This window comes from Candidatus Methanoperedens nitratireducens, assembly GCF_900196725.1.
GTDB classification, from domain to species: Archaea; Halobacteriota; Methanosarcinia; order Methanosarcinales; family Methanoperedenaceae; genus Methanoperedens; species Methanoperedens nitroreducens_A.
Window position 1 is genome coordinate 1 of sequence record NZ_FZMP01000088.1, and the last position, 4284, is coordinate 4284.

Sequence of the window (4284 nt, forward strand, 5' to 3'; positions counted from 1 at the left end):
TTACCCCAGCAGGTCGCCGGACACTAACACTAATCTACACTAAAGATAATCTTATTTTGCGGATTCATGGTATTGTTTAACATAAAACATAATAATCTGAGGGCGGGTATCAGGGCAAACCCTGGACAGTTCATCCTGCAAATCATGCTGGTCTTTTTTGTAGGTATGACTGTGGGACTTGAGAGAAATGTAGTCCCCATTATCGCGAAGGATGAGTTTCATGTTGGTTCTTTTAGCGTACTTTTCTCCTTTATCGTGAGCTTCGGCATTGTTAAGGCGCTGCTTAATCTTTCAAGCGGCGTTTGGTCAGAGCGCTGGGGAAGGAAGCCACTTCTGATTCTTGGATGGGTTGCAGCCATACCAATCCCTCTGATGATAATATGGGCACAGAGTTGGCTCTGGGTGGTAATAGCAAACATCTTCCTGGGAATCAACCAGGGGCTGACCTGGACTATGACCCAGACCTCAAAGCTCGATATGGCTGGTGAAGGAGAAAGGGGACTGGCTGCAAGCCTGAACGAGTGGGGCGGTTATTTCGGGGTTGCGGTTGCTACGATGGTTACAGGCTACCTTGCAGCGGTCTTCGGGATAAGACCTGTACCTTTTTACTTCGGGCTTGCTGTAATTGCCGTAGCTCTTCTGGTCTCTGTCGGATTGGTGAAGGAGACTTTGCCCTATACCCGCATTTCCCGGGTGTCAGTAAGTATGCCTGACGGACTTGGTTTTTACGATGTTTTAAAGCGTGTCTCATGGGAAGACAGGAACATGTTCGCGTGCTCACAGGCAGGTCTTATAGAGAAGTTCGTGGATGTTATGGCATGGGCTGCTTTTCCTCTCTTCTTCTTCGGATCGCTGGGTGTGGATGAAATCGGAATTATAGTGGGAGCCTATGGCATAAGCTGGGGCTTCTTGCAGCTTGCGGCTGGACCTGTCTCGGACAGAATAGGGAGAAAACGGCTCATCGTAGCAGGGATGTGGATATGCGGTATCGGCGTACTCCTCACCGTCTTTGGCAGCGGGTTCTATTTCTGGCTGTTCACAGCCACAGCGACAGGCACCGGTATGGCGCTTCTCTATCCCACGCTGATAGCAGCGATAAGTGACTCATCAAACCCGGCATGGCGCGCCTCGGCTCTTGGCGTGTATCGCATGTGGAGAGACTCCGGATATGCTTTTGGGGCAGTTATCATCGGTCTTTCTATGGATGTATTTGGAATAGTTTCAAGCTTTTACATTACAGCTATTCTTATGATAATATCCGGGGCTGTGGTGGCATATACGATGAAAGAGGCTGTTCCTTCGACCTGATATTGCTGACTTCTCTCTATGGGATTTCTCAGTTTATAGGCTTTTTAGCGTGGTCTCGAACATCTCAAGACCGCAATCAATCTCTTCTTTCGAGATAATCAAAGGAGGCACGAACCTTATAACCGAATCACCGGCAGGAAGCAATATCAACCCCTCTTCAACAGCCTTTTTGACTATCTTTTCACGTTTTTCAACCGCGGGAGCTTTATTCTCTTCCACGAGTTCCACGCCTATCATAAGACCTATGCCGCGAACATCCCCGATTATCCGGTATTCGTCTTTTAATTCGTTCAGGCGTTTCATAAGATATGTGCCTTTCTCAACAGCTTTTTCTCCGAGCCTGTTGCTTTCCATAAACTCAAGAGTTGCAAGCCCCCCAGCCGCAGCCAGAAGGTTGCCCCCGAATGTATTGGCATGGGCTCCCGGCGGCCAGCTCATAATCTCGCCGGTCGATAATGTTGCCCCAAGAGGTATTCCACTGCCGATGGATTTTGACATACACACGATATCAGCTCTCACACCGAAATTCTCCATCGCCATGAATTTCCCTGTCCGAAAGCCGCCGCTCTGGACTTCATCTGCAATTAACAGGATATCGTTCTCGTCGCAAATCCTGCGGAGCTCTTTATGGAACTCAGATGGCGGGACGATAAACCCGCCTTCACCCTGTATGGGTTCTACTGCAATTGCGGCTGTATCATCTGGCGAAAGCACCCTCTTGAAAGTAGTAAATTCTATCTCTCTTGCGCAGGTGATGCCGCAATCCGGGTATTCAAGGTTGAACGGGCAGCGGTAGCAGTATGCATAATAGGAATGCACGACCCGCAGGGACGGGTAATGCTCTTTATGCCTCACCTTTGAGCTTGTGAGGGACAGCGCTCCAAGCGTCCTGCCGTGAAAGGCGCGGTAGAACGCGAGCATGCTGCTTCGTTTCGTGTACCTGAACGCAAGTTTCATGGCAGCTTCTACGGTCTCAGCCCCGGAATTAGAAAAGAATAACTTTTCATACCCGGTCATCCTGCAAAGCTTTTCTGCCAGTTTCACCGGCATCTCGGAATTAAAATCCGAGAAACCACAGTGAACTATTTTGTCCATCTGGGCGCACACGGCTTCCTTGAATTCTTTATTGTTATACCCGATGTTCATCACAGCCACACTTGAGGCAAAGTCTATGTAGCTGTTGCCCTCAACATCGTATATGGTCGAGCCATCGGCATGATCGATGACAAGCTCGTAGGGGCGCGTAAGCGAGGATATGACTTTACTATCCCTGTCTATGATATCCCTGGATTTCCGGGTTATTTTTCTCATAGTTTCTCCTGCGCCACATCTATCTGCGCTTTCTGGAGTTTTCCGCTATAATCGAAATAAACTGTTTTTAGCTCCGTGAATTCCTCTATTGCCGTGGTGCCAGCTTCGCGCGTGCCGTTCCCCGTAGCCTTCACACCTCCAAAGGGAAGGTGTATCTCAGCGCCTATCGGAGGGGCATTGATGTACGTTATGCCTGCCTCTATTTTTTCAATTGCCATAAAAGAATTTTTTATATTCTCCGTATATATCGATGATGAAAGACCGTAAATTACAGAATTGGCTATACCTATGGCTTCATCAAGGCTTGCTGCGCTGATCAGAGAAAGAACAGGACCGAATATCTCTTCCTGCGCTATCCGCATATCCGGGGATACATCCGTAAATATTGTAGGCTCAAAAAAATACCCGGGCAGTGGTTTAACGATGTTTCCGCCCAGTACAAGTTTAGCGCCTTCTTCTTTTCCGATATTCACATACTTTGCGACTTTCTGGAGCTGTGAATTGTTGATGACCGGCCCCACATCTGTAGTTTCATCAATACCGTTCCCAAGCCTGAGCTGCTTTGTTCGTTCTATGAGCCTCTTTTGGAACTCAGGGAGTATTTTTTCATGCACTATGACGCGGCTTGCGGCTGTACACCGCTGTCCGGTCGTCCCGAAAGCACCCCAGAGCACGCCGTCGATCGCAAGAGCTAAATTCGCATCATCCATTACAATGACGGGGTTCTTGCCCCCGAGTTCAAGCGACACGCGCTTCATATCCCTGCTTGCCTCACCGAGTATCCATTTACCGGTATCGACCGAACCTGTGAACGATATGGCGCGGATTCCCTTATTATGGACGATCGCGCTGCCGACAGTACTTCCTTCGCCCATCACTAAGTTCAGAACTCCTTTCGGAAGCCCTGCCTCAGCGAGTATCTTTACAAGTTCAATGGAGAGCAGGGGAGTATCGCTTGCAGGTTTGAACACGATAGTATTGCCGGATATCAGGGCTGGCATTATTTTCCAGGCAGGAATAGCTATCGGGAAGTTCCAGGGCGTAATTAACCCAATAACACCTATTGGTCTTCGGACCGTCATGCTGAACTTATCAGGCAGCTCTGAGGGCGTGGTCTCTCCCAACAGCCTTCTCCCTTCCCCGGCAGCGTAGTATGTAATGTCGATAGCTTCCTGAACATCCCCCCGCGTTTCCTTCAGGATTTTCCCCATCTCGATTGTCATGAGGCGCGCCAGTTCTTCCTTTCGCTCCTCAAGCATCCTTGCCGCCCTGAAGAGGATCTTGCCACGCGAAGGTGCGGGGGTGCGGCTCCATTTTTCAAAAGCGTCATGCGCGCTGTCAACTGCGCGCTGCACATCTTCCTCTGTTGCCTTATGGAGCTTTGCGATCACTTCAAGGGTCGCCGGGTTGATATCATCAAATGTCTCGCCGCTGCTTGAGTTTACCCATTCGCCGTTTATGAATAGCTTATATTCCTGCAAACACTTCACCCGATTATTAAGTTGGTGGGGAAGCTATTTGAAGGTTTTTGTGCAGATTTAATGTAAGTATATAATATCCTTATAGTCAAATATTTGAGTATTATACAGCACAATTTGTCTTCAATAATTTTTTAACGAATAGGAAACTATAAACACATTTTCTTATCCCGTTACTGAAATAGAT

At 48.4% G+C, this 4284-nt stretch carries 3 protein-coding genes; 1 reads left to right on the top strand and 2 read right to left on the bottom strand.

Features of this window, described 5'->3' with window-relative positions:
• Positions 1–66 precede the first annotated feature (66 nt).
• Positions 67–1308, top strand: a complete 1242-nt coding sequence (locus tag MNV_RS06780) for an MFS transporter (protein ID WP_096204697.1) — start codon at positions 67–69, stop codon at positions 1306–1308.
• A gap of 33 nt (positions 1309–1341) precedes the next feature.
• Here MNV_RS06780 and MNV_RS06785 read toward each other — a convergent pair whose 3' ends face one another.
• Together MNV_RS06785 and MNV_RS06790 are read right to left on the bottom strand one after the other, a co-directional pair.
• On the bottom strand, positions 1342–2619 hold the full coding sequence (locus MNV_RS06785; protein ID WP_096204699.1) for an aspartate aminotransferase family protein: 1278 nt from the start codon (positions 2617–2619) through the stop codon (positions 1342–1344).
• Positions 2616–4100 carry an aldehyde dehydrogenase family protein gene (locus tag MNV_RS06790; RefSeq protein WP_096204701.1) on the bottom strand — a complete coding sequence of 495 codons (1485 nt, stop codon included), beginning with the start codon at positions 4098–4100 and terminating at the stop codon, positions 2616–2618. Before MNV_RS06790 ends, MNV_RS06785 begins: the two co-directional genes overlap by 4 nt.
• Positions 4101–4284: the final 184 nt, after the last annotated feature.

What these genes read in the sequence shown, in the direction of transcription:
- MNV_RS06780 (WP_096204697.1), top strand. Translation starts at nt 67, where the DNA reads ATGGTATTGTTTAACATAAAACATAATAATCTGAGGGCGGGTATCAGG.
- MNV_RS06785 (WP_096204699.1), bottom strand. Translation starts at nt 2,619, where the DNA reads ATGAGAAAAATAACCCGGAAATCCAGGGATATCATAGACAGGGATAGT.